The sequence below is a fragment of the Lysobacterales bacterium genome (genome assembly GCA_014946745.1).
Lineage (GTDB): Bacteria > Pseudomonadota > Gammaproteobacteria > Xanthomonadales > Xanthomonadaceae > Aquimonas.
The window spans coordinates 48353-72723 of the sequence record JADCRD010000001.1; the positions used below are offsets into that span (position 1 = coordinate 48353).

Sequence of the window (24371 nt, forward strand, 5' to 3'; positions counted from 1 at the left end):
GTGGTAAGTGGCCTGCGGCCACCGATGGTCGGTTTGAACGAAGCACGTCCCCGCAGGTCCACTTGACCACACAGTTAGACGTCATTACTCGATGCCCGCTGCCATGGCGCCTCAACACAAGCGCGAGTTGCGACCCATCCGGGTGGAAGATCCGCGACAGCGCGGAGATACGGATGTGCGCCCACGATCTCGGCCATTGCGACTACGAGCGCGTCTTCCTCATGGTTGGTGGCACCGCAAGTGAACGCCCACGAATGATCGTCGGAGTAGTGCGTGACAGATAGCACCGGCGCCCCGCCGTGAAGCACCTGCCGAGTCGTGATCGCCGCAGTGTTGCTGGGTTGATCGAATGGCCACGACTCTCGCATGACATCTAACGCTGCGTTAAGCGGCCGCGCAGGCGCGGACCACCAAATTGCAGGAGCATAGGCTGCGCGGTCCGCTTGAACACAAAGTTAGGCACCTTAGCGCGATGAACACCGCACATACCTGGCGAAACCGTCGACACCGGTGACCTCGATGGTGTCGTTGTCGATGATGCGGTATTGCTGGTCGTCGACGAGCTTCGTGTTTGGACGATAGGTGCCCGGCGCGAAGCATCCGCCAGGCCCGCAGAATGACACGGAGTAGCGCTCATCAGCCGGAGCGATTGCCAACCCAAACTCGGCCGCGCAACTACCCTCCTTCCAGAAACCCGCATACGGGTGGGCTTCCGTCGGCACTGCGGCCTGCTCGGCGAGTCGATTTGGCGGATCGCATGCAGCTAAAGCGGAAATCCAAACGACAAGCCAGACGATTCGCACGCGCTTCATGAAGGTGCCTAACGCCGTGCTAACCGGCCAACGGCCGAGATGGTTTGGTTTGAACGTAACATGTCCCCGACGGTCCGGTTGAGCACATAGTTAGGGATTTGACACCGAAAGTTGGCGCTCAAGCAACCGAACCGCGGTAACCCGGCCCTCATTTGTTGGCATTGCCTCAAGCCTGGCGATCTCTTGCTCTAAATCGTGCCGCCTTCGGACCGCACTAACGTCTGCGTTTAGCTCGCGGTTCGATCGCTCCCGCGCCAGCTGTTCGCGGAGAGCCGACCACTCTCGAAGCTTGCCCTTTGGCGGGACCGGGATCTTGTAGCCGAGATAGCTGCACCGCTTGCCGCAAGTCGGGCAAAGCACTTCTCCGGTAAAGGCGGTATTGCGCCTCACCGCGCCGCGACAATCAAAGCAAACCCAAGCCGCCGTACCCATGATTCAAATGCCTAACGCCTGAGCTAAGCGGCAGCATCAATCGCGAAGCGATTGATTTGTCCGCTTGAGCGAATAGTTGGCCCCATTATCCGTCAACCATCTTGAGAAGTTCATGGTGGCGAAGGTCCGCGGCACACCATGCTGCGAGAAGCTCGTCTTCATTGGAACCTGGCCCTGTGGCCACCACAAAGTGGAACGTGCTCTCCCGGCCAGCGGGGGCTCGGGGAATTTGGATTTCCAGTGAACTGGGCTGATACAACACCGGATAAGGACTCTCTTGGAATCCGCATTGTGGGAGGCGCATTGAGACGACATCGCAGTCGTCCGTCGCGATCAGGAGGACGCTGTTTCCAGTCTCCCAATACTGCGCATCAACCCACTCTCCGCTGTCGGGCTCCCCCGGAGCAGCAGGAGGCTCAATCCACGAGCACGAGAAAGAGATGTGCTCAAGGTCTCTGGATGGATAGAGCGATAGAACCGCGGACCTGACGTCATATGCGCCTGCATCGATCCGACGGTGAACACCGTTGCACGACAAGATACTGATTGTCACACCCTCCGAAACGAGGTTGCCATCGCCATCTCTCACGCTGCACATGAGCTGGCCAAGTGGAGTCTCAATGATTGCGAGAGCGGTCGGCTGCATAGGGGCTAACGCCGCGTTAAGCGGCCGCGGGCCGACAATGTATCAGGAAACATCGAAGCCCCTCCCCGAGGTCCGCTTGAACGCATAGTTAGCCTGCATTCGTGCGCCAATGGATGACTCGCTTTCGGTCGTGCCTTATGCCAACAAACTCTAACCTTGATGCGCCGACGCCACACCTATGGAATGCATATTGCTCACTGAGTTCCTCGGAAGATGGCCACCACGCGCGCTCAAACTTCTCGTGAACAACTACGGAGTATGCAACCTGCGAACAGTGCCCTGGAATTGTGAGCGCAGCCTTCGTGGGCAGATCAAATGACAGCGAACTGGCGTTGCTATCGAGGTTGTGAACTTCACGGATGTTTGTTGCCTCTGCCGGAACCCAGCCAGGAATCCATCCCTTCTCTACCTGTCTCTCGGAAATGGCGTCTTGCAGGGTGTCATGCGATGAATCAATGGTCTCCAGAGCACAGGCAGCGATCAGTGCTGGAGTCAACAGAACGAAGACGCGACACCGTATGCTCATGACAGGCTAACTACTATTAGACGGAAACCGTCGTGATAACGCCGCCGCATAATCTGGAGCCGTGCGTGCGGGCCTGAGAAATTTCCTACGTCAATCAGAGTCTTATGCCGACTGTTCCGCCTATCACGTCGGCCTAATCTGGCGGCCTTTGACGGGACTGGGGGCAGGGCGATGGGATCGTCGCATCGGCAGGATGCGCAGGCAAGTGCGGCGCCGCGGTTGATGGATCAGGTTCGGAATCGCATTCGTCGCCTTGGCATGGCCCTGCGGACCGAAGAGGCGTACTGCGGTTGGATCGCGCGTTTCATTCGCAGCAACGGCATGCGTCACCCGCGCGAAATGGGCGCCCCTGAGGTCGAGGCGTTTCTGAGCCTGCTTGCCGCCAAGCATCAAGTGGCAGCTTCAACCCAGAACCAGGCCTTGGCGGCGCTGTTGTTCCTCTACCGCGAGGTGCTGGGCGTCGAGCTGCCCTGGATGGGGGACATTCGCCGCGCCAAACGGCCCGAGCGGGTGCCGGTGGTGATGAGCCGCGATGAGGTGCGGCGGGTGCTCGAGCAGCTGCAGGGCGTGAGTTGGCTGGTGTGTGGGCTGCTCTACGGCAGCGGCCTGCGCCTGCTCGAAGCGCTGCGGCTGCGCGTGCTCGATCTGGACTTCTCGCGTCTGGAGTTGACGGTGCGCCAGGGCAAGGGCGGCAAGGACAGGCGCACCATGCTGGCGCAGCCCATGCTCGAGCCTCTTCAGTTGCATCTGGCAGCGGTGCGCCAGCTGCACGATCGCGAGCGCGGGCTGGGCCAGGGCTTGGTGCTTTTGCCCAACGCGCTTGCCCGCAAGAGTCCCAAGGCCTCCGCCGAGTGGCGCTGGCAGTTCGTGTTTCCCGCAAGCCAGCGTTCACAGGACCCGCGCAGCGGGCATGTGGGCCGGCATCATCTGCACGAGTCCGGTGTGCAGAAGGCGGTGCGCGTGGCCGTGATTCGTGCCGGCGTACAGAAACACGCGACCTGCCACACCTTCCGCCACAGCTTCGCGACCCACTTGATTGAGGACGGCTACGACATCCGCACGGTGCAGGAGTTGCTTGGGCACAGCGATGTCAGCACCACGCAGATCTACACGCATGTTCTGAATCGCGGTGGATTGGCGGTGCGGAGTCCGTTGGATCGCGGTTGAGGGCCGTGTCGCGATTCGGCCAGCTTTGGGCCCTGTTCGCTTGAGGGGTGCTCGCCCCCTCTCCCCAACCTGCCTTCGCTTCGCTCGGGCTCCGGAGGGTGACGGCTGCCACCGGCAGCCGACAAACACTCTCCTCCGCTTCCCACGAGGGGAGAGGGGCTCAGAGCGGCACTTGCGCGGTGGGTTGGTGGTGCGGAGTCCGTTGGATCGTAAGTGAGGGCTGTGCCGCGATGCGGCCAGTTCTGGGCCCTGTGCATTTGAGGGGCGTTTGCCCCCGCTCCCCAACCTGCCTTCGCTTCGCTCGGGCTTCGGAGAGTGTCGGCTGCCACCGGCAACCGACAAACACTCTCCTCCGCTTCCCACGAGGGGAGAGGGGCTCAAGGCGGCACTCGTGCGGATGCGGGACTTGAGCCTCCGATGCCATCGGAACTCGCGCGTGCAGCGGCTTGAAGGTGTCTTCCGCTGGGCGCCGTGCGCTTGAGGGAGTGCCACCCCCGCTCCCCCACGTTCTGTTGCTTCGCTCGAACTCCGGCGCATGTCGGTTGCCACCGTCAGATCACGCACCTGCTCTACCGCTTTACTGCAGCGGACAAGGGCTCAATCGGCGTTCGCGCGGCCGCGCTGCGATCTCAGCTGAAGTTCAAGCCGCCATCGGCGCCTGCGCGTGCAGCGGGCGGTGCGTGGAAGGTGTCGGCGTACGGGTCGTGTTCGTCGGCGCCGCCTTCGGACAGGCGGATCTTCAGCGACAGGCCGTCGCGCGAGTCGGCTTTGCGCAGGGCTTCTTCGAGTTCAATCTTGCCTTCCTTGTACAGGCGGTACAGGGACTGGTCGAAGGTCTGCATGCCTTCCTGCAGCGAGCGCTCCATGGCTTCTTTGACCTCATGCACCTGGCCGCGGCGGATCATGTCGCGGATCAGCGGGGTGTTGATGAGGATCTCCACCGCCGGCAGGCGCTTGCCGTCGACGCCGGTGACCAGGCGCTGGCTGATCACGGCCTTCAGGTTCAGGGCCAGGTTCATCAGCACGTTCTTGTGCGCCGATTCCGGGAAGAAGTTGAGGATGCGCTCCAGGGTCTGGTCGGCGTTGTTCGAGTGCAGGGTGGCCAGACACAGGTGGCCGGTTTCGGCAAAGGCGATCGCCGATTCCATCGTCGTGGCATCGAGGATTTCGCCGATCAGGATCACGTCCGGTGCTTCACGCATCGCGTTCTTCAGCGCGTTGGCGAAGGCGTGGGTGTCGAGGCCGACTTCGCGCTGGTTGACGATGGATTTCTTGTGCCGGTGCAGGAACTCGATCGGGTCCTCGATGGTGAGGATGTGGCCCGAGCTGCTGCTGTTGCGGTGGTCGATCATGGCCGCGAGGCTGGTCGACTTGCCCGAGCCGGTGGAGCCGACCACGAGGATCAGGCCGCGGGCTTCCATCACGAGGTCTTTCAGCACCGGCGGCAGCTTGAGCTGGTCGACGTTGGGAATCTCGCTCTTGATCGCGCGGATCACCATGCCCACTTCGCCGCGCTGCTTGAACACGTTGATGCGGAAGCGGCCGGCATCTTTCACGGCAATCGCCATGTTGAGCTCAAGGTCGCGCTCGAAGGCGGGCACCTGGCCCTCATCCATCAGCGAGTAAGCGATCTTCTTGACCATGCCGGCCGGCAGGCCGGTGTTGCCCAGCGGATACAGCTTGCCTTCGACCTTGATGTTGACCGGAGCGCCCGTGGTCAAAAACATGTCGGACGCGTTTTTCTCGGTCATCAGCTTGAGAAAGTAGCCGATATCCATGAAGCTGCTCCCCTTGTGTGTGGGTGTGCGCTGCCGATTAGAACCCTTGGGCTCCAAGCGTTTCGGCCGCTGCGAGATGCTGGGATCGCCGCTTAAGGCGAAGGTCAACCCGGGCGCGCCCCCAGGGCGCCCCTCTTGAACGCCGGATGATATGACAGGTCAACGTTTATGTTTCCTTGCGCTGGTTCTCGGTGCAAGCCTTGTGCCTCCGCTCCACGCCCAGTCCCGCAAGGAGCCCCTGCCCGAAGTGCTGCGCGCCGAGCGCGCCGTGGGTGACGCCCTGCGGGCCGAGGCCGATGTACATGCGCGGAACGAGCTTGAGCTGGCGCAGAGTCTGCTCGCTGAGGCGCGTGATCTCGAAGCCAAGCGCAAGCGCCGCGATGCGCAGGGCGTGGCGCAGCGCGCCGAGCTGGAAGCGCGTTTGGCCGAAGCGCGCGCTGGCAACAACCGGCTGCGCTCCGAAGTGCGTGCGCGCAGCGAGGACAACGCCCGCCTGCGCCGCGAGCTGCTCGACGGGGGCGCGCGATGAGCCGCCTTGCCGTGGCGCTGATGGGCCTGCTGCTGGCGCTGCCCCTGCAGGCCCAGCGCCCTGACCCCGAACTTGAACTGCAGCGACTCCAGGGCGAGCTGGCCGAGCTGGAGGCCGAGCCCAGCCTGATGGGGCGCGCGCGTCTTGAGATGGAGCTGGCGCGTGTCGCCGTGCAGGCGGTCGCCGACGCGTCGCGCCGCAACCGCCCGCAGGCCGAGTACGCGGCGGCGCGGCGCATCGAGATCGCCCGCGCGGTCGCCGAGACCGAGATGCTGGCCGACCAGCTGGTGCAGCTAGAGCGCGAGCGCGATGCCATCCTGATCGAGGCCAGTCGTCGCGATGCCGAGCAGCTGCGCCGCGAGGTCGAGCGCCTGCGCCTGCAGAATCTTACCCGCGCTGAAGAAACCGAGCGCGCCTTGGAAGAGGTGCAGGCTGCGCGCCTCGACAGTGAGATCAGCGCGGCCCAGGCCGAGCAGGCGCTTCGGCTGGCCGAGGCGCAGGCGCTGGAAGCCCAGCTCTCGCGCCGCGAGGCCGAACTGGCTGCGGCCGCCGCCGACAGCCTGCGCATGCAGCTGCAGGGCATGACCGCGCGCAGCGAAGCGCGCGGCCAGGTGATGACGATTTCTGGCGAGGCCTTTGCCAGCGGCCAGAGTGCGCTGCGCGCCGAGGCCCGCGACAACCTGCAGAAGGTCATTGACCTGATCAATGCCAACCCTGGCGCCCCCGTGCTGATTGAGGGCCATACCGACAGCCAGGGCAGCGCCAACCTCAACCAGGTGCTGTCGCAGCGCCGCGCCGAGGCCGTGCGCGATGCGCTGATCCAGAAGGGCGTCGACGGCAGCCGCCTGCGCGCGGTGGGCTTGGGCAAGGACCGTCCAGTCGCCGACAACGGCACCGCCGAGGGCCGTGCCCGCAATCGTCGCGTGGAAGTGGTGGTCGAGAAGCCCTGAGCCGGCCTTCTGCCCGGGGCGCCGCACAGTAAGGCGTGACGCCTGCGTTGGTCGGGCGCTTGTGCGTCGCGGGGTGGGCCGTTCGAGCGGAGATCGCGGGCATCCAGGCCGCGCTCCGACCGGCCCTCACCCCAACCCCTCTCCCAGTGGGAGAGGGGCTCACGGCGTGGCTCGTGGACGCATTGCAGTGCTCCGACCGGCCCTCACCGCAACCCCTCTCTTCCAGTGGCAGAGGGGCTCTGTCTGGGCCCGGGGGGTGCTCGTGGGCGGACTTCAGATAAGCGCACTGCACAGGCTTGCAGTCGCTGCAGTCATCCATTCTGTCCGCCCGTCGCGGCGCTACCGGCGGCCGAGCCAAGCTGACCTTGAGTCGCGGAACCTGCCGAAGTTCCCGAGGCAAGCGGGTCGGGAACGTTCTGACCTCACAGATGTGCGCGGCGCCTGAATCTGCGGCACTTCGGCCTTGAAGGGGTGGGGCGGGCGGAGTAGGGTCGATCCCGGGTGCGGCGGTTCCGCACCGGAGCGTCCACGCATGCCGAAAGCAGCAGCGCCCGGTTCGCAGTTCTACACGTCAGGCGGCGCGCAGGCGCGCGTCGGGCTGCAGGAGGTCCGCGCCCACACCCTTTCTTGATCCCCCGCGACCCGCCCGGCCCCGCTGCTGGCGGGTGTCGCGGCGATCGTCTCGATGGATCCACCACCCCGGAGGATTCGCGATGTTCGAAGGTCAGCAGCCCGAAGTCGAAACCCTGATGCAGGCCGATTCGGAGTTCCGCCAGCTCTATCACCGTCACCGACAGCTCGACAAGAAAGTATTGGACGCCGAACTCGGCGTGCTGCCGGTGGACGCCAACACCCTGCGTCTGATGAAGCGCGAGAAGCTGCAGGCCAAGCAGAAGCTCACCCGCATGTTCGAGCGCCATCGAACGCATTGAGCTCGGCGCACAGCGTTGCGGAAGGGCGATCCTGCGGGGTCGCCCTTTCTTTTTCGGGATTGGGGATTGGGGATTCGGGATTCGCCAAGAGCGAAGCGCTGCATAGGGTGGGTCTTGACCCACCGCCGCTGAACGTTTGGCCCGCGCTGAAGGCCGCCGTCGCAGGCTTGCCTGGCGCTGCGAGGTCCAACGCCCGGTCACATGGGGCGTGCGTGACTCGATGACGCTCGTGGTGTCCGGTGTGGCGTGCTCGATGCGTCTCGCCTGTGGCGCCGGCATCCCGTCCTCCGCGACCTGCGCGCACGGGCTTACCCGCCGCCTTCACCCCCGCCCGCTATCCTGTGCGACCGGCTCACTCGCAGGATCTCCGCATGCTTTACCGCCGCATGGGCTCGACCGGCCTCAAGCTCTCCGCGCTGTCGTTCGGCGCCTGGGTCACCTTCGGTGGGCGCGTCGGCCGCAGCGAGGCGCGCAACCTGATCGCGCAGGCCTACGACGCGGGCATCAACTTCTTCGACAACGCCGAGGTCTACGCCCGCGGTGACGCCGAGCGCCTGATGGGCGATGTGATCGCCGACCTGCGCCTGCCGCGCGATGCCTGGTGCGTGTCGAGCAAGGTGCTGTGGGGCAGTGTCGACAACCCGCGGCCGACGCAAATGGGCCTGTCGCGCAAGCACGTGATCGAGGCCTGCCACGCCGCGCTGAAGCGCCTGCATGTGGATTACCTCGATCTCTATTTCTGCCATCGCCCCGACCCCGAAACGCCGGTCGAGGAAACCGTACGGGCGATGGACGCGCTGATCCGCCAGGGCAAGGTGCTGTACTGGGGCACCTCGGAATGGCCGGCCGAGCTGATCCGCGAGGCCCACCGCATCGCCCGCGCCCTGCACCTGCACGCGCCGAGTGTCGAACAGCCGCAGTACAACCTGCTGCACCGCGAGCGCGTCGAGCTGGAGTACGCGCCGCTGTGCAGCGAGCTTGGCATGGGCACCACGGTGTGGTCGCCGCTGGCCTCGGGCCTGCTGACCGGCAAGTACCTCGATGGCGTGCCCGCCGACAGCCGCTTCACCGCGCCCGGCTACGAGTGGCTGTCGCGCAAGCTCGAGGAAGACCCCGAGCGCCGCCCGCGCCAGCTGCGTGACTTTGTCGCGTTGGCCGCTGAGCACCGGGCGACGCCGGCGCAGCTGGCCATCGCCTGGTGTCTGGCCAATCCGCAGGTGTCGAGCGTGATTCTTGGCGCCTCGAAGCCGGCCCAGCTTGCCGACAACCTCGGCGCGCTCGAACTGCACTCGCGCCTGCACGAAGCCGACATCGCCCGCATCGAGGCGGTGTTCGCGCGCTGAGCCGGCAACGCGTTCCACAGGGCGAGCGGCGCCGGCGTGGCGCGGGAGAAAGCGTCGCAAGCGCCCGCGCGCACTGCCGCTATCCTGTGCGCCCCGCGCGGGCGAGCGCTTCGCGAATCGCCCTTCGCCACCACGCATGCACGGAGCAGCCCATGCTGCTGATGATCGACAACTACGACAGTTTTACCTACAACCTCGTGCAGTACTTCGGCGAGCTTGGCGAGCAGGTCCACGTGATCCGCAACGACCAGCTCGATGTCGACGCCATTGCAGCGCTGCAACCCGCGCGCATCGTGATCTCGCCGGGGCCGTGCACGCCTAACGAGGCCGGCGTCTCGCTCGAGGTGATCGAGCGTCTGGGCGCGCGCATTCCCATTCTCGGCGTGTGTCTTGGCCATCAGGGCATCGGCCAGGCTTTCGGTGGCCGGGTGATTCGTGCGAGTCGGATCATGCACGGCAAGACCTCGCCGGTGCATCACCGCGGCAAGGGCGTGTTTGCCGGTCTGCCTTCGCCCTTCGAAGCAACGCGCTACCACTCGCTGGTAGTGGAGCAGGGAAGCCTGCCCGACTGCCTTGAAGTCACCGCCTGGACCGAAAACGCTGACGGCTCGATGGAAGAGATCATGGGCCTGCGCCACCGCGAGCTGCCGATCGAAGGCGTGCAGTTCCACCCTGAGTCCATCCTCACCCAGCACGGTCACGCACTGCTGGCCAACTTCCTCGGCCGGCCGGCCGCGCGCGCCGCCTAAGGCGCAGACCAGAGGCATCGAGCATGCAGGCAGCACGCACCCTCAGCATCACGCCGCAGGCCGCGCTTCAGCGCACCATCGAGCATCGCGAGATCTTCCACGACGAGATGATCGACCTGATGCGTCAGATCATGCGTGGCGAGGTCTCGCCGGTGATGGCTGCGGCCATCCTCACCGGCCTGCGAGTCAAGAAGGAAACCATCGGCGAGATCACCGGCGCCGCCGTGGTCATGCGCGAGCTTTCGGCCAAGGTCGAGGTGGCGGAGTCTCCGAACTTTGTCGACATCGTCGGCACCGGCGGCGACGGCGCGCACAGCTTCAACATCAGCACGGCCAGCATGTTCGTGGTGGCTGCGGCCGGCGGCCGGGTCGCCAAGCATGGCAACCGCAGCGTGTCGTCGAAGTCCGGCAGCGCTGACGTGCTGGAGGCGCTGGGTGCGCGCATCGATCTGCAGCCGGCGCAGGTGGCGCGCTGCATCGAAGAGATCGGCATCGGCTTCATGTTCGCGCCGATTCACCATCCGGCGATGAAGAACATCGCCCCCGTGCGCCGCGAGATGGGCGTGCGCACGATCTTCAACATCCTCGGGCCGCTGACCAATCCCGCCGGCGCGCCGAACATTCTGATGGGCGTGTTCCATCCTGATCTGGTCGGCATCCAAGTGCGCGTGCTGCAGCGCTTGGGCGCCAAGCACGCGCTGGTGGTGTACGGTCGCGACGGCATGGACGAGATCTCGCTGGGTGCGGCGACGCTGGTCGGCGAGCTGCGCGACGGCGTGGTGCGCGAGTACGAAATCGAGCCCGAGGATTTCGGCCTGCAGATGGCCTCCTCGCGCAACCTGCAGGTGGCCGACTCGACGGAATCGAAGGCGCGCGTGATCGAAGCGCTGGAAGGCCATAGCGGCGTGGCCCAGGACATCGTGTGTCTCAACGCGGGGGCGGCCCTGTACGCGGCGGACGTGGCGGCCAGCATCGCCGACGGTATCGCGCTTGCGCGCGCGGCGATCGCTTCGGGCGCGGCCCTGCAGCGCATGCACGATTTCATCGCCACTACGCAGAAGCTGAGTTCGCAGTCCACCTGATTCACGCGTCGATAAAGCATGCGCGAAGCCGCCGCGCAAGGCTGGATTCCTGTCGCACAAGCGGGCACCCTTGCGCCGCCTTGCCGCGGCCCGCGAATTGCAGCGGCTTCTGAACAACCGAACACGCACGCCTGAGCACACAGACCCATGGGCGACATCCTGCACCGCATCCTTGATCGCAAGCGCGTTGAAGTGGCTGAGCGCGCCGATGCCATGCCGCTGGCGGAACTCGAAAAGGCCGCCAAGGCCGCTGCGCCGGCGCGCGGTTTCCACGCGGCTCTGGTCAAACGCGTCGCGGAAGGCGATGCCGCCGTCATCGCCGAGGTCAAGAAGGCCAGCCCCAGCAAGGGCGTGATCCGTGCGGACTTCTCGCCCGCCGAGATCGCGCGCAGCTACGAGCGCGGCGGTGCAGCGGCGCTCTCGGTGCTCACCGACGTCGATTTCTTCCACGGCTCGGACGACTACCTGCGCGAAGCCCGCGCAGCCTGCGCGCTGCCGGTGCTGCGCAAGGACTTCATGGTCGACCCCTACCAGGTGTTTGAATCGCGTGCGCTCGGCGCCGACTGCATCCTGCTGATCGTGGCCGCACTCGACGACGCCCAGCTGCGCGAGCTCTGCCAGCTCGGTACCCGGGTCGGCCTCGACGTGCTGGTGGAAGTGCACGACGGCGAGGAACTGGAGCGCGCGCTGAAGCTGCCGACGCCGCTGATCGGCATCAACAACCGCAATCTGCACACCTTCGCGGTGTCGCTGGACACCACCCTGGATCTCATTCCCGCGGTGCCCAAGGATCGCCTGCTGGTCACCGAAAGCGGTATCCGCACCGAAGATGACGTGATGATGCTGCGCGCCGAAGGGGTGCACACCTTCCTGGTCGGTGAGACCTTCATGCGCGCGCCCGACCCGGGCGCCGAGCTTGAAAAGCTGTTTGGCTGATTCGACGCTGACGGCCGGCCAGCGCGCGGCGGACACCGCCCCGCTGGTGGTGTTCGATTTCGACGGCACGCTGTTCGATGGCGACCTGGGCTTCGAATGGCTACGCTGGCTGCTGTGGCGCTCGCCTCCGCGCTTTGGCCTGCTGCTCCTGCTTCTGCCCCTGTGGGCGCCGCTGTTTCTGCGTCGGCGCTGGGTGCAGCATGGCGTGCGCGCCTGCTTTCTGATCGCCACGCTCGGCCGAGCACACTGTTCTCACTCTGAATTCCTGACGGATCGGGCCGCCGAGCTGCGTGCGCGGCTGTTTCCAGAAGGCCTGGCTGCGCTCGCCGCTGAGCGCGCGTCCGGCCATCGCGTGGTGATCGCTACCGGCGAGCACCCGCCGCTGGTCCATCACCTGCTCGCGCACCTGCCGGGCGGCTGCCCGCCGGTGCTGGGGTCGACAGTGGTCTCGACGCGCTTGGGCCTCGATCTGCGCCATCACCTGCAGGGCCGACGCAAGCTCGATGCGCTGGATGCGGCGGGCTACGGGCGGCGGATTCTGCGCAGCTATACCGACAGCGCCACCGATGCCGCCGTGATTCGCGCCAGTGTTGAGGCGGTGATCGTCAACGTCGCCATCGCACGCCGGCCGGTGTTCGCGGCGCGGGTGGGTTGCCCCGCCACGCCACTGCGCTGGGTGGACTGGGCCGCAGCTTCGGCCTGAGCTTCGATCACGCGGGCTGCTCTCCTGCAGAACGGGCGCGATCTGCCTGCGTTCTGCCCGTGAGTTCCCCGTGAACATCCCGGCTTCCTCCTCGTACCGTCTGCGCTTCGGGTCGAGCATGGCCTCAGAGCGTGTGAAAAAACCCAGACGCCGTAGCGAGGGCGTCTCTGGGCGTTCGCGACAAAGCGCGCGACGTGAATTCAAGGGAGTTTGGCGAGCTAGTGACCGCGGAATTCGCGGAGCGCGCTGCCGCCACGGACGTCCAGAGGCGGCCGCAGTAGGCGGATGGTTCTTTCACATGCTCTCAGCCCGTCGCTGTCGCTGCGGGCTCTGCCATCCACGAGGAGTCGACCATGCTGCGTTGCATCGTTTTCGTCCTGGCGCTTTCCGCCGCCGCCCACGCCCACGCTGTGCCCTGGTGCCATCGAGGGCACATTGTCGAAGTCGCCAACTACAGCCTGGAGGGTGCCCAGCTGACCGCTTTCGCTGCGGCCAATGGCATCACCGATCACTACTGGGCCGGCAGCTTTGCGGCGCATCAGACCTGTCAGGCGCACGTCGGCTGGATCGGTCCGAGCTTCGGCGTACCGGGCGCCGGGACGGTCGAGGGCCTTCCGTATGCGCCTGCGGGCTTGCTGAGCGGCAACGGCTATCACATGAGCCAGGGCGTGGCCTTCCGCTGCATGAAGTGCTTCCCGCTCAGGGTGCTGAAGCAGGTGCGCGATCTGGAGCTGCGTTCAGAGTGAGGGGGGAGGGCACCGCGGCGGTCGCCGCCGGCGCGGTGCCTTCTTGCAAGTCATTGATGTGTATAGCGCTGCGACCCGTGTTCCCGGCTTCTTCCCTGTTTTTTCCTTCGCGCCGGCAGCAGCGCAGCGCTAGCCTGCAGCCACATTCGCCATCGCTGGAGTACGCCAATGAAACTGTCCCTGCTTCTTGCCGGCACGCTCGCCCTGGTGACCGCGGGTGCTGCGCGGGCGCACAGTGAACTGCCCTCGGAAGACTGGTGCGCGCAAGGTCGGCCGGTGCCGGTCGGCAGCTTCGAGGTCTATCCCGAAACCCTGGTGGCCGACCGCGCGCGTGCCGCGACCTGCGGTGCAGGCGGCGGAGGCCTGGCCAAGGACTGCGGGCAGTTCGACGACGATTACGAGACCTCCAGCGATCGCGCGCGGATGATCTGCAGCGCGCATGCCTATGCGGCGACCGGTGATTTCGGTAGCGCGATCGCCGTGGTGCAGTTCCCTGCCACCTACCTGCACGCCGATCACCACCGGCTCTACCGTGCTGAACATGGCCTGCGCGGACTCTGCGTGCGCTGCGAGCGTCCGGTGCGGCCACCGCCGCCATCGCTGACGGCCGAGGAGTGAGGTCGGGATTTAAGGGCCCGACGCCGGCTGCGGGCGCGCGCTCAGCGCGTGTGACAGAGGCCAGACCGCAGCGGGTGTGTCGCCGGGTGTTCGTGGCGAAGCGTTTCGCGGGAGCAAGGGCACTCGGCCGGCGCGTGACATCCGGATTCGCCCAGCGCGCCGCGACCATCGACGGCCACCGTTGGCTGGGACGGGGGCGGGGCGTTCAGTCCTGCTGGCGGGTGTGCTGCAGCAGCTCCTCGACCAGGCCTTCGAGCTGGACGCGATGGCTGGTATCGATGCCGACTTCGGCAAGGAGGAAGTAGGCCGTGCGCAGCACTTCGCGCCAGCGCGGGCGATCGGGAAGGCTGTCGAGGCTCAGGTAGCGGTCCATGGCGCGCACGCGCAGGCGACCGTCGTCGATGGTGATGCGCCATATCCCGCTCGCCTCGGCCAGCTCGACCCGACCCTTGCGGCTGACCCGCTCCCAGGCTTCGAGGGCGGTGCGCATGGTGCGCACAAGCAGGCGCCGGAACACGGTGGGGTCTTCCCCATCCGCCGGTTTCTCGGCGACCGGCGAGGTCTCCTGCGCTGCTGCTGCGGGTGCGGGGGAGTGTGCGGTTCCGGCGCTTTCGATCAACAGGACGCCCAGCTCTTCCTCCATGCTGAGCCGCTGACAGCGAAGGCGCAGCTCGGGCAGCCTCGGGCTGGTGTGCTGCCCGAGGTCCGCTTGAGTTTCGGATTCGCCGGCGAGGCTGGCGGCCTCCACCAGCCCCTGCGCCCAGGTTGAGGTGTCGGCATCCAGCGCGGCTGCGAGCGGCACGCCCTGCAGCGCCTCCGCGCTGCGCCCCAGCGCGTGGGCTGCCGCGGCCGTGGAGGCGCGGATCCGTCCGGCGGCGTCGAACACGATGCAGGCCGACTGCTGGCGATCCAGCAGCCAGGCCATCGAGCGCAGATCGCAGCGCAGCTCTTCGGACGCGCGCCGCGCCTCGGTGATTCGCTGCTCTAGCGTCTGGCGTTCGCGCTCGGCCTCCAGCCGCTGCCGATAGCTGCGGCGTTGCGAGTACAGCGCCAGCAGGGCCAGCGCGAGCAGGCCAATGGCCGCCACACTGAGCGTTTCCAGCCGGCGTCGGGCCAGCTGGAACTCGCGGTGCTCGGCTTCCGCTTCCAGACGTTCGAGATCGAAGCGCACCCGCAGGCTGTCGAAGCGCTCGCCGTGGCGTGCCTCGGCCAGCGCCATCGCTTCCGAATGCAGCTGGCGCTGGTACTGCAGGGCTGCGGCAGGCTGGTCCAGGGTCTCGGCGAGTTCAGCCAGCGCGCTGAGTGCCTGCAGCCGCTGCTGCGGAGGCTGGCCGTCGCCCTGGGTCAGCCGTGACTGCAGCAGGGCGTAACGTTCGGCGCGCGTTTCCCTGCTGGCCAGGCGGGCATCCAGCACCGCGACGTCGAGGCGCTCGGCAGCCTCTTCAGGTGCGGCCGCGCGGGCGCGCGCCAGCCACTCGATGGCCTGAACGCGTGCGCCCGCATCGAACTCCAGCTGCGCGCGCAGCAGGGCCGAGCGCAGCTGATCGCGCGGTGACTGCGCATAGGCCCGCCAGGCTGCGTCGAGCATGGCGCGCGCTTCATCGGTCCGACCGCGGCGCAGGGCGAGCCGCGCCAGTTCCTCCCGTGTGCGTTCCGAGGGCAGCGTGCGACCGTTCACGGCGTGATCCTTGAGCGCTCGCGTCAGGTAGTCCTCGGCGCGCGTGAGATCGCCAAGCTCCAGATACAGGCTGCCGATGTTGGCGAGCAGCGCTCCCAGCGGTGAATGGTCGTTCGCCTCGCGCAGGGCCAGGCTGGCCTCGAAGGCGGCGAGGGCCGATTCGTAGTTGCCGAGGTGCCGATAGACGACGCCAAGGTCGTTCTCGCTGATCGCGCGTGCTCGCGCGTCCTCGGCCGCTCGCGCGCCGGCCAGCGCCTCCAGGAAATACACCAGCGCCTGGCTGGGCAGGCCCTCGCGGTAGGCGTTCAGCCCGCGCCGCCGCGCCAGCCGATGCGCCGCCAGCGGATCGGAGACGCGCGGCAGCAGCACCACCGCAGACTTGAGCGCGGCCTCCGCGCGGGCGGGATCTCCGAGCTGGGACGCAAGCTCGGATGCGTGCATCCAGGCTTCGAACGCCGACTCCGCTTCATTGGCCGTGGCCAACTGGCGCGCGGCGGCCTCACAGCTGACCATGGCGGTCGCTGGATCTTCGCGGCGCTGCTCGCGGCAGTCCCGCAGCGAGGCGGCGAGGGACGTGGGGCTGATCCCCCACAGTCCAATCAGCGCGAGCAAAGCCGCGAGCGACGCGCTGCGGACGGGCGTTGGGGCGTAAGCGGACATGGGCAGTGGTCGGCGGGGGCGACCGCCGAACTTAGCACGCGGGTGCTCTGCGCCAGAACGGTCCGGCGCCAGCGCGCCGACCTGTTCCGGGTCAGACGTCAACCAGGGCGTGAAAGATGAAGTGCTCCACCACCAGGCGCTCGGAGCTTCCGAGTTCCACGAACTGCAGGCCGAAGCGACGGCGCTCGGACTCGCCGAAGCTCTTGATGCCGCGCACTTCGGCCAGCACGCTCAGCACGTGCTCTTCGCCCGCGGCCTCAAGCTTGAAGCCAAGACGCAAACGGTCGCCGCTGTCGGCGATTTCGGGTGGCGCTTCGATCTGGCAGCCGCTGGCGCTCAGGTTCTTCATCACCGCGCCGTGGGGGCGCGGCTCGCCCATCACCGGCCGGCTCAGGTTGACCGCGCTGCAGATGATCTGGGTATCGACCCGCTCATGCGCCCGCATGACGTGGAAGACCACACCCTCCGGATACGAGGCCACCACGTAGGGAAAGGGGGTGAAGTGCACCTTCAGCACCCTGGCCTGGAAGGTCGCCACGCCGCTTGCGGTCAGCACACGCACGAACAGCAGCTCGTTGTCGCGAAAGGGGACGACGCCGCCGTCGGCGTTGACCGCACTGATCAGCACGCCGCCGCCCTCCAGCATGCCGACCAGCCGCAGGGCGACCCGCGGACGATTGGTGGTGCTCAGAAAGTCGACGTAAAGCGTCTTGCCGGGTGAGAGCTTGAGTTCGGAGAGCTTGCGGGTTTCGCGAGCGCCGTCCTCGTCGGTCGACTCCGCCGGGGACTCTGCGGCGTTCGGTTCGGGCACAGAGCCCGCTCGCGCGCTGCGACTCGCATCGTGCTCGGCGAGGTACAGCCCCATCTCATGAAGGGTGTTGAGCTGGCGCTCGGTCTCGATCACCTCGCCCGCCCGCAGCAGAAGCCGCCCCAGTGCGTCATAGACGGGATAAGGCAGCGGGCTGCCGATCTTGATGTCGGTGCGGCGTACGGGCTGCAGTGGCGTCTTCGCCATGGGGAACCGGGCAGACAGGTAAAGGACGGACCCCGCCAGTGGATCAGCCTTGCCGCTGCTTCACAAGCGCCATCGGACCAAGCGCCCGCGCGGCGGTGCTGAGGCCAGGTCAGCGGTCCTGGCGGTATACGACGACCGTTTTGCCGCGGGCGTGCAGCACGCCTTGTTCCTCCAGCTGCTTCAACACGCGGCCAGCCATTTCGCGCGAGCAGCCGACGATGCGCGCCAGCTCCTGGCGCGACACGCGGATCTGCGTGCCCTGCGGGTGGCTCATGGCATCCGGCTCTTCGCACAGGTCGAGCAGAGTGCTGGAGATTCGGCTGGTGACGTCCATGAAGGCCAAGCGGCTGGCCTTGCGACTGGTGTGCATCAGTCGCTTGGTGAGCTGGGCGCCGATCGCGTACAGCAGGCGCGGGCATTCTTCAGCCAGCGGGCCGGCGAACAGGGCATGCAGGCGCTCGTAGCCGATCTCCGCCAGCTCGCACGCAGTGCGCGTGCGCAACAGGACCTCGCGCTGGGGAGCGGCGACGAAGATGCCGGTCTCGCCCACGAAGTCACCCGGGTTGAGGTAGCTCAAGACCAGCTCGCGGCCGTCTTCTTCCTCAGTCATGACGCTGAGCGAGCCCTGCACCACGTAGTACATCGTGCCGGCCGGATCCCCCGGGCGGAACACGTCCGCGCGCGCCGGGTAGCGGCGACGATGGCAGTGGGCCAGGAAGCGCTCGATATGGATGGGCTCGGGAGCCAGCGAAGGGGGCGTCAGCTGGCGCTTGAGCGCGGTCTGCAGCGAGAAGCTGGAGGGGACCATATCCGACCTAAAGTGCGATGGGGCTCAAAGATTAGCGCCCACTGGGCGCTGCTTCAACGCAATATTGCGCCATTTCGCATACGTTTGTCCCCCGCTGTCACGTTCGCGTTGCGATTGCCCGCGCAATCGAACGCATTCAGAGCGTCTCGCTTCCGATCGGCGAGTACACATCCGTGGGGCCCGAGGTTCTGCCCTACATTTCTTTGGTTCATACTAGTCAGCTGGTCCCAGGCCACTGGTACCAGACGCCTGGCGACCGCGCGATGCGGCCGGCCAGTCCTCCATCCGCCCGCACAGGGGATCCGAAACGTGGTCAAGCCACTGCCGCGCCTGAAGCTTCAGGGCTTCAACAATCTCACCAAGGCGCTGTCGTTCAATATCTACGACGTCTGCTACGCGGTCAGCGAAGAACAGCGCCGCCGTTACATCGAGTACATCGACGAGGCCTACAACGCTGATCGTCTCACGCAGATCCTCACCGAGGTGGCCGAGATCATCGGCGCCAACGTGCTGAACGTGGCTCGCCAGGACTACGACCCGCAGGGTGCGTCGGTGACCATCCTGATCTCGGAAGAACCGGTGATCGACAAGAAAGCGGCTGGCAACGTGCTGTCGGGCGCCGTGCGCGAGCACGAAGAAGTCGACGCCAGCGTCGTCGCCCACCTCGACAAAAGCCACATCACGGTACACACGTACCCGGAAACGCATCCCCACAACGGCATCGCGACCTTCCGCGCGGACATCGACGTCGCTACCTGCGGCGTGATCTCACCGCTCAAGGCATTGAACTACCTGATCGAGAGCCTTGAGTCCGATATCGTGATCATGGACTACCGGGTGCGTGGCTTCACTCGCGATGTCAGGGGCACCAAGCACTACATCGATCACCGCATCAACTCGATCCAGGACTACCTTGCGAAGGGCATCAAGAACCGCTACGAGATGTTCGATGTGAATGTGTACCAGGAGAATATCTTCCACACGAAGATGCACGTTAAGGACTTCGATCTGGATACCTATCTCTTCGAGGAGAAGGCCAAGAACCTCTCGTTCAAGGAGCGCCTGCGCATCGAGGCGCAGCTGAAGCGCGAGATCGAGGAGCTGTTCCACGGCCGCAACCTCGACTGACCTGACCGGCCCGAGAGATAAGCGAAGGGCGCGCTCCGCCAAGGGGCGCGCCCTTCGCGTTTCCGAGACTGCGTCTACGCGCTTGGGTTGGCCTCGCCGCGACGCGGTGGCGAGGGAGCGAGATAGCCGACGACCACCAGCAGCACGCCCACCGTCAGCACGGCGCCGATGCCAGGCAGATTGCCGAGATAGACGCGATCGACCAGCACCAGCTTGAGCAGAACTCCGCCCATGAGCGCGGCACCAGCGAGCCACACAGGCCAGTTGCCGCGCCGCGAGCCGGCGACCCACGCGACGACGCCCGCCAGCGCCCAAAGCACGCTCAGCACGCCTTGGGTCAGCGCGCTGTCGAACAGCGCCGGCGACCAGGGCAGATTGGCGTGGTGATGCAGGCTGCGCAGGGCAGCCAGCGTCAGCAGCAGTAGCGCTGCGGCGGCGAGACCGGCGCGCAGCGGCAGCAGATCGCCTCGCGCCTCGCGCGGAAGCGCCTGCCAAGCCAGCAGCAGCAGGCCCCACTGCAGCAGCTCCAGCGGATTCAGCAGCGGCAGATACGGCAGCGGCTCAGCGTCGGCGCTGGAGTACAGCGCGATGAACCAGGCCCCACCCAGAGCCAGAGTCGCAGCGCCGTGCCACAAGCGCGCGTAGCGCTGGAACCGATCGGCCAGCGGCCAGGCGTAGCGCTCGGGGTTTCGCCACAGCGCCCAAGCCAGCGCGGCGAGCGGCAGCACGGCCAGCGTCCAGATCCATGCGCTGCCGAACTCCGCGCGTTCGGCGCGCTGCGCGAAATCGCTGCCCAGTACCAAGGCCAGGGTGGCCAAAGCGCTCAGATGCGCCGCTCCGGTCAGTCGCATCGGCGGTTCACGCAGGGCCTTGAGCGTCCACGCCGCGGCCACGGCGCACAAGGCCCACAGAGCGAGACCGCGGCCATCAAGCCCAGGGCCTGCCTGCTCGATCAACGCACACAGCCCCAGCAGCGGCAATGCGGCGAGCGGCGTCACCGCCAGCCAGCCCAGCCGCGCCCAGCCCAGCCGGCTGCGCAACAGACTCGCTCCGAGTGCGATCAGCATCGCGGCTCCGAGCAGGGTTTCGAAGTGCGCCAGCGCGAACGGCGGCTTCCAGCCCAGGTGCAGCCAGAGCAGGCCGAGCCAAGCCGCGCCCAAGGCAAAGCCCATCCAGACTTCTGCAGCGCTGCGCGCGAAACGCTCATGAAGCTGGCTCGCGAGGAACCCAGCCGCGGCCAGGATCGCCAGGCTGAAGCGCAGCCCGCTGCTGTAACCGTCAGTGTCGAAGCGGTTTTCGTTGAGTGCTTCGCCCAGGTTGATCAGCAGGCTGCAGCCTGCGCCAAGCTGCAGCAGCCAACCGAAGACCAGGCTGAGAGATCGACGCTGACGCAGCCCCAGCCACATCGCGCCCACGCCCTGCAATGCCCACACCGCAGCGGTCTGCTGCGCTGAAAAGGCGAGCGGCACCGCGACGGTGATGAAGCCGACAGCGACCCAGGCGAAACCCTCGCCCTGCAGACGTGCGCGCGGGTTGCGCAGAAGCAGCGCCGCCAGCGCTGCGTAGGCCGCTGCCGCCAGCAGCGCTGACCACGACAGCGCGCTGTGATCGCCCTCCAACAGGCCGCTCTGCAGGGTGAAGGCCCACAGCGGCAGAGCAAAGGTCAACGAGGCCTGCACGCCGTGGTTGGCAGCCAGGCCGCGGCGCACTGCGCCCAGCACTGCGATGCCAAGATAGAACGCCCAGAACAGCAGCAGGAAGACTTGGCTGCTGGCGTAGTCCTCAGGGACGTAGGAGCGCAGCCCCCACACGCTGCCCACGCCGAAGGTGAACAGAAAGCCCATCAGGTTCAGCGCATGCCAGTGTCGCCACCAGGCGACGACGAACACTGCAGCATTCAGAACGGCGTAGTAGCTGAACAGCGCGACCTGGTCGCCGCTGCCGGTGTTGATCAGTACCGGCCCCAGATAGCCGCCGAGGAAGCCCAGCACCGCCAGTGCCGCAGCGTTCTGCCACACCGCCAGCAGCGCCGCGAGCGCCACCAGAGCGACAACCATGCCGAGGGCGACGCTTGGGAGCAGCAAGTCGTACAGCCGGAAGGCACCGAACACGCAGAGCAGCAGCACGCCGATGGCGCCGCCTTGCAATGACAGCGAGAACGCGGGGCGCGCATGGCGCTGGCGCAGGGCGAACAACAGTCCGGCGACTGCCGCCGCGGCGATGCCGACGAATCGCCAGCCGATCGGCAATTGGAACAATCCCTGCTGCGCCGCATAGCGCAGGGCTGCGGCGACGCCGGCAAAGAGCACCAGCACACCCAGCTTGACCGGCAGGTTGCCGCCGAACAGCCAGCCAAGAAGCGTGCCGAGGACCGAATCGGCGGGCGCTTCGACGCGGGATCGCGCGGTGCGTGGTGTCTCCGCTGGCGATACCGCGCGGACGGTCTGCGTTCGATGTGCCGACGTTGGCAAAGGCGGCGGCACCGGACGGGCGTTGGCCGAGGGCGCCATGCTCTCGCTGCTCTCGGCCCTTGCGTTCGAGGCCGTACGCGCCGAATCGGCAGCGGGCGAGGCTGCGGATCTCGGTAGCGCCGGCTCGGCGGAATCACCCATTGATGCGCGCAGCGGCGCGCTTTGTGCAGCAGCGGGCATCACCCGTGCGCCTGGGGGCTCGGGACTCACGGGTGAAGCGTCGGTGGATCGAGGCGCGGCCTGCTCACGCGCGCCTGTGGTCTGCCGATTCTCAAGCTTGCGCAGCCGCTGAGATAGCTCCTGCTGGCTGCCCAGCAGCCAGCCCGCGAGTGTCGCCAGAAGAACCGAAACCAGCGACTCGCTGGCGAGAGCGAGCAGGCCGAACAGCACAGCCAGAACAATCTTCATGCCGCCTTCTCTGTGCTCTACCCGGATTTTCGCAGTGTAGGCACAGTGAAGGCCTGAGAGCAGCCCCGGCGGTCGGCGCGATTCACAGGCCAGCCCGCAGCCGCGATGCAGCGGCGCTGCGCTCTCAGCGCGCCCGACTGCCGCGCGCTTCCGGCGCGCGCTCGAGAGCGGGTTCGTAGCGCCGCGAGCTCGGGCCCGCGGACTTTGCAGCGTGCCTCGATCAGCAGCGGATCTGCGTCCGCGCGCCTGCGAGGGCGCTCTCGCGGATCAAGCCGGTGAGGCGCTTGATCCAGCGAAAGCGATTCCGGCGACGCTGGAGTCGCGACTCCGGATCAAGGTCGGGATGGACTTGACCCGTGTTGTCCTAAAGTCGATAAGCGCCCAGCTTCATGACTTGGCTGACAAGCCACATCACCGTTGGAATCGGCGTCGGCAGTGCTCGCGCGCCAGCAGCATTGGCCTGATCGGCATGCTCGGCCTCTTCCTCCGCCATGCGCTGCAGGATTCGGCGGCTGCGCTCATCTCCCTCGGGCAGCTGGCGGAGATGGTCTTCGAGATGCGCTTCGACCTGCCGTTCGGTCTCGACCACGAAACCGAGGTTGTAGCCATCGCCAGCGAGGCCTGCTGCCATGCCGATGGCGTAGCTGCCGGCGTACCACAGCGGATTCAGAAGGCTGGGGCGGAAGTCCAGTTCGGTCAGGCGTTGCGCGCACCACGCGAGGTGATCCGCTTCTTCTTGCGCGGCCCGCAGCAAGTGCTCGCGCGTGGCTTCATCGCGAGCGACTCGCGCCTGGCCGAGGTAGAGGGCTTGTGCGCAGACTTCGCCTGAATGGTTGATGCGCATCAGACCGGCGACATGGCGGCGCTGTGTTGCATCCAGCTCGACAGACTCGGCGTCGCCGGCCGGGTTGGGTCGTGCAGCAGGCGTTTGCCGCGCGGTGGCGGTCAGCAGGGCGTGGTCGAGATCGGCGATCAGTCGATCCAAAGCAGAGAGTGTGCGCAGCGTGCTCACGGCAGGGCCTCGGCTAACAGTTCCAGCGGATGCCGGAGTTCGACTCCGGCGAGTTCGGCGGCGCCGCCCAGATGCAGGCGACAGCCGAGATTGGCGGACAGCAGTGTAGTGGCACCGCATGCGATGACCGCGTCCAGCAGCGGCCGGCGCAGACGCTCGGCGCGCTCGGGAAATGCCAGCATGTGCGCACCGCCTGCACCACAGCAGCCCGTATCCGGAAGCTCCACCAGCTGCAGGCCTGGAATGCGTCCGAGCAGGATGCGGGTAGCTCGGGCCGATTTCGGCGCAGCGTGCTGCGTGCACGGCAGGTGCAGTGCGACGCGACGCTCGACGCGGCGGAGCACGACCGCGGCGAAGGCGGAATCGTCGATCAGCAGGCTGGCGAGATCGGTCACGGCTGCGTGGTTCGCCAGCGCGGCTGCGTGGGCGGCCTGGCAGCCGCTGCTTGTGCTGACCACGACATCGGGCGCGAGAGTGCTCCACACGCGTCGACTCTGCGCATGCAGCGCTTCGGCGTGCGTACCGAACCCCGCATGCTGGTCGAGTGCGCCGCAGCAGACCTGCCCGGCAGGAACGAGCACTTCATGCCCGCAGGCTCGCAACAGCCGTGCGGCCGCGTCGAGCGCATTGGCTTCCAGCGCGCGTCCGACACAGCCGAGCAGCAGGCCGACGCGCAGATGGGATGCTCCGACGGGTGCGGTGTCGTCCCGGCGATCAGCGTCCTTGAGCTGCGAATGTCGCTGCAGCTGCTCAAGGTTCGCGCTTGCCTGCAGCGCGCGGCGCTGGCGTCGCGGCAGCAGCGCGCGCAGTGGGCGCGCCGCCCGCACGATCGTCGCGGTTGCGACCGGGTGACGGCTAGCCCACAGCAGCGCTCGAACCCGCACGGAGCGCGGTCGCTGCGGCATCTGCTGCCGCGTGAGTCGCATGAGTTCGCCAAAGCGCACCTTGGCGGGGCACACCTGCTCGCAGCGTCCGCATCCGAGGCAGTGTTCCAGGGCTTCGATGCTGCTGGCATCCACGCCATCGGGATCGCGCGCCAAAGCCTGCGCCAGCAGCACGCGTCCTCGCGGTGACTCCGACTCGCGGGCATCCAAGCGATAGGTGGGGCAGTGCGGAAGACACAGACCGCAGAGCACGCAGGCATCGGCCAACGACAGCAGTCGCTGCAGGCTGTGTTCAGCGGGGGGGCTGGCGCTTCGGCTCATTTGCCGCCAGAATACGCGGCTTCGCCGGGCAACGCCC

Annotated in this window: 20 protein-coding genes; 12 read left to right on the plus strand and 8 right to left on the minus strand. The window is 66.7% G+C overall.

What is annotated here, in order from left to right; all coding sequences use genetic code 11:
- Window positions 1-464: 464 nt before the first annotated feature.
- Window positions 465-812, minus strand: coding sequence for a hypothetical protein (locus H4O13_00205; protein ID MBE5313807.1), 348 nt, complete (start codon window positions 810-812; stop codon window positions 465-467).
- Window positions 813-2638: 1826 nt separating this feature from the next.
- Between H4O13_00205 and H4O13_00210 the strand changes: the two genes are divergently transcribed.
- Complete coding sequence (locus H4O13_00210; protein MBE5313808.1) at window positions 2639-3583, plus strand: integron integrase; 945 nt, start codon at window positions 2639-2641, stop codon at window positions 3581-3583.
- Between the two features lie 629 nt (window positions 3584-4212).
- Here H4O13_00210 and H4O13_00215 read toward each other — a convergent pair.
- Window positions 4213-5361 carry a PilT/PilU family type 4a pilus ATPase gene (locus tag H4O13_00215; protein MBE5313809.1) on the minus strand — a complete coding sequence of 383 codons (1149 nt, stop codon included), beginning with the start codon at window positions 5359-5361 and terminating at the stop codon, window positions 4213-4215.
- Window positions 5362-5563: 202 nt separating this feature from the next.
- Between H4O13_00215 and H4O13_00220 the strand changes: the two genes are divergently transcribed.
- From H4O13_00220 to H4O13_00265, 10 genes are all read left to right on the plus strand, one after another.
- Window positions 5564-5890, plus strand: a complete 327-nt coding sequence (locus H4O13_00220) for a DUF4398 domain-containing protein (GenBank protein MBE5313810.1) — start codon at window positions 5564-5566, stop codon at window positions 5888-5890.
- Window positions 5887-6840 (plus strand): OmpA family protein, encoded by a 954-nt coding sequence (locus H4O13_00225; protein ID MBE5313811.1) that lies wholly within the window; start codon window positions 5887-5889, stop codon window positions 6838-6840. The genes H4O13_00220 and H4O13_00225 overlap by 4 nt, the downstream gene beginning before the upstream one ends.
- A 713-nt stretch (window positions 6841-7553) precedes the next feature.
- Window positions 7554-7772 carry a YdcH family protein gene (locus H4O13_00230; GenBank protein MBE5313812.1) on the plus strand — a complete coding sequence of 73 codons (219 nt, stop codon included), beginning with the start codon at window positions 7554-7556 and terminating at the stop codon, window positions 7770-7772.
- A gap of 371 nt (window positions 7773-8143) precedes the next feature.
- Window positions 8144-9115: an aldo/keto reductase gene (locus tag H4O13_00235; GenBank protein MBE5313813.1), complete on the plus strand. Its 972-nt coding sequence runs from the start codon at window positions 8144-8146 to the stop codon at window positions 9113-9115.
- A 152-nt stretch (window positions 9116-9267) separates the two neighbouring features.
- The gene (locus H4O13_00240) at window positions 9268-9864 is read left to right on the plus strand and encodes an aminodeoxychorismate/anthranilate synthase component II (protein MBE5313814.1); all 597 of its coding nucleotides are present in this window, start codon (window positions 9268-9270) and stop codon (window positions 9862-9864) included.
- Between the two features lie 23 nt (window positions 9865-9887).
- Window positions 9888-10946 (plus strand): anthranilate phosphoribosyltransferase, encoded by a 1059-nt coding sequence (gene trpD / locus H4O13_00245; protein MBE5313815.1) that lies wholly within the window; start codon window positions 9888-9890, stop codon window positions 10944-10946.
- 147 nt (window positions 10947-11093) lie between these two features.
- Window positions 11094-11882, plus strand: coding sequence for an indole-3-glycerol phosphate synthase TrpC (gene trpC / locus H4O13_00250; GenBank protein MBE5313816.1), 789 nt, complete (start codon window positions 11094-11096; stop codon window positions 11880-11882).
- Window positions 11875-12585 carry a haloacid dehalogenase-like hydrolase gene (locus H4O13_00255; GenBank protein ID MBE5313817.1) on the plus strand — a complete coding sequence of 237 codons (711 nt, stop codon included), beginning with the start codon at window positions 11875-11877 and terminating at the stop codon, window positions 12583-12585. Before trpC ends, H4O13_00255 begins: the two co-directional genes overlap by 8 nt.
- Before the next feature lie 353 nt (window positions 12586-12938).
- Complete coding sequence (locus tag H4O13_00260; protein ID MBE5313818.1) at window positions 12939-13331, plus strand: hypothetical protein; 393 nt, start codon at window positions 12939-12941, stop codon at window positions 13329-13331.
- 168 nt (window positions 13332-13499) lie between these two features.
- Entirely contained in the window at window positions 13500-13949 is a 450-nt protein-coding gene (locus H4O13_00265; protein MBE5313819.1) for a hypothetical protein, read from the plus strand.
- 205 nt (window positions 13950-14154) lie between these two features.
- Here H4O13_00265 and H4O13_00270 read toward each other — a convergent pair whose 3' ends face one another.
- The 3 genes from H4O13_00270 to crp form a co-directional block, all read right to left on the minus strand.
- Window positions 14155-16287 (minus strand): tetratricopeptide repeat protein, encoded by a 2133-nt coding sequence (locus H4O13_00270; protein MBE5313820.1) that lies wholly within the window; start codon window positions 16285-16287, stop codon window positions 14155-14157.
- Window positions 16288-16378: 91 nt separating this feature from the next.
- Window positions 16379-17302, minus strand: coding sequence for a flagellar brake protein (locus H4O13_00275; protein MBE5313821.1), 924 nt, complete (start codon window positions 17300-17302; stop codon window positions 16379-16381).
- 109 nt (window positions 17303-17411) lie between these two features.
- A complete protein-coding gene (gene crp, locus H4O13_00280; GenBank protein ID MBE5313822.1) occupies window positions 17412-18110 on the minus strand; it encodes a cAMP-activated global transcriptional regulator CRP in 699 nt (232 codons plus the stop codon).
- A 309-nt stretch (window positions 18111-18419) separates the two neighbouring features.
- Between crp and speD the strand changes: the two genes are divergently transcribed.
- The gene (speD, locus tag H4O13_00285; protein MBE5313823.1) at window positions 18420-19238 is read left to right on the plus strand and encodes an adenosylmethionine decarboxylase; all 819 of its coding nucleotides are present in this window, start codon (window positions 18420-18422) and stop codon (window positions 19236-19238) included.
- A 74-nt stretch (window positions 19239-19312) separates the two neighbouring features.
- Here the strand turns inward: speD and H4O13_00290 are convergent, their stop codons facing one another.
- The 3 genes from H4O13_00290 to H4O13_00300 form a co-directional block, all read right to left on the minus strand.
- Window positions 19313-22117, minus strand: coding sequence for a DUF2339 domain-containing protein (locus tag H4O13_00290; GenBank protein MBE5313824.1), 2805 nt, complete (start codon window positions 22115-22117; stop codon window positions 19313-19315).
- A gap of 364 nt (window positions 22118-22481) precedes the next feature.
- Window positions 22482-23129, minus strand: coding sequence for a 2-polyprenyl-3-methyl-6-methoxy-1,4-benzoquinone monooxygenase (gene coq7 / locus H4O13_00295; GenBank protein MBE5313825.1), 648 nt, complete (start codon window positions 23127-23129; stop codon window positions 22482-22484).
- Complete coding sequence (locus H4O13_00300; GenBank protein ID MBE5313826.1) at window positions 23126-24334, minus strand: (Fe-S)-binding protein; 1209 nt, start codon at window positions 24332-24334, stop codon at window positions 23126-23128. Before H4O13_00300 ends, coq7 begins: the two co-directional genes overlap by 4 nt.
- Window positions 24335-24371 lie beyond the last annotated feature (37 nt).

What these genes read in the sequence shown, in the direction of transcription:
- H4O13_00205 (MBE5313807.1), bottom strand. Translation starts at nt 812, where the DNA reads ATGAAGCGCGTGCGAATCGTCTGGCTTGTCGTTTGGATTTCCGCTTTA.
- H4O13_00210 (MBE5313808.1), top strand. Translation starts at nt 2,639, where the DNA reads ATGGATCAGGTTCGGAATCGCATTCGTCGCCTTGGCATGGCCCTGCGG.
- H4O13_00215 (MBE5313809.1), bottom strand. Translation starts at nt 5,361, where the DNA reads ATGGATATCGGCTACTTTCTCAAGCTGATGACCGAGAAAAACGCGTCC.
- H4O13_00225 (MBE5313811.1), top strand. Translation starts at nt 5,887, where the DNA reads ATGAGCCGCCTTGCCGTGGCGCTGATGGGCCTGCTGCTGGCGCTGCCC.
- H4O13_00230 (MBE5313812.1), top strand. Translation starts at nt 7,554, where the DNA reads ATGTTCGAAGGTCAGCAGCCCGAAGTCGAAACCCTGATGCAGGCCGAT.
- H4O13_00235 (MBE5313813.1), top strand. Translation starts at nt 8,144, where the DNA reads ATGCTTTACCGCCGCATGGGCTCGACCGGCCTCAAGCTCTCCGCGCTG.
- H4O13_00240 (MBE5313814.1), top strand. Translation starts at nt 9,268, where the DNA reads ATGCTGCTGATGATCGACAACTACGACAGTTTTACCTACAACCTCGTG.
- trpD (MBE5313815.1), top strand. Translation starts at nt 9,888, where the DNA reads ATGCAGGCAGCACGCACCCTCAGCATCACGCCGCAGGCCGCGCTTCAG.
- trpC (MBE5313816.1), top strand. Translation starts at nt 11,094, where the DNA reads ATGGGCGACATCCTGCACCGCATCCTTGATCGCAAGCGCGTTGAAGTG.
- H4O13_00260 (MBE5313818.1), top strand. Translation starts at nt 12,939, where the DNA reads ATGCTGCGTTGCATCGTTTTCGTCCTGGCGCTTTCCGCCGCCGCCCAC.
- H4O13_00265 (MBE5313819.1), top strand. Translation starts at nt 13,500, where the DNA reads ATGAAACTGTCCCTGCTTCTTGCCGGCACGCTCGCCCTGGTGACCGCG.
- H4O13_00270 (MBE5313820.1), bottom strand. Translation starts at nt 16,287, where the DNA reads ATGTCCGCTTACGCCCCAACGCCCGTCCGCAGCGCGTCGCTCGCGGCT.
- H4O13_00275 (MBE5313821.1), bottom strand. Translation starts at nt 17,302, where the DNA reads ATGGCGAAGACGCCACTGCAGCCCGTACGCCGCACCGACATCAAGATC.
- crp (MBE5313822.1), bottom strand. Translation starts at nt 18,110, where the DNA reads ATGGTCCCCTCCAGCTTCTCGCTGCAGACCGCGCTCAAGCGCCAGCTG.
- H4O13_00290 (MBE5313824.1), bottom strand. Translation starts at nt 22,117, where the DNA reads ATGAAGATTGTTCTGGCTGTGCTGTTCGGCCTGCTCGCTCTCGCCAGC.
- H4O13_00300 (MBE5313826.1), bottom strand. Translation starts at nt 24,334, where the DNA reads ATGAGCCGAAGCGCCAGCCCCCCCGCTGAACACAGCCTGCAGCGACTG.